The organism is Vibrio sp. 10N.261.51.F12 (genome assembly GCF_041471725.1).
GTDB lineage: Bacteria > Pseudomonadota > Gammaproteobacteria > Enterobacterales > Vibrionaceae > Vibrio.
The window spans coordinates 1-206 of the sequence record NZ_JBFROV010000089.1; the positions used below are offsets into that span (position 1 = coordinate 1).

Here is a 206-nt window from a genome sequence, read left to right on the forward strand (position 1 = left end):
TCGACAATATCAGGGGCATAGTCTTCCGTTATCGTGCCCTCTGAATTGCCACCAATCACGGGCGCATCATCGGTACCCGTGATGGTGATGACCACCTCAAACGGGGTACCGTCTTTTGACAAGACCGTAAAGGTCTCCGTCGCCGTGACGCCAGCCGGCAGATACTCCACCGCCGCGTTCGGAATGTCGTAATCCCAAGACCCATC

At 56.3% G+C, this 206-nt stretch carries 1 protein-coding gene; it reads right to left on the reverse strand.

Annotated elements, in window-relative coordinates; all coding sequences use genetic code 11:
- Positions 1–206: VCBS domain-containing protein (locus AB4405_RS24380; protein ID WP_372063122.1), on the reverse strand; the 206-nt coding region annotated here is incomplete at both ends.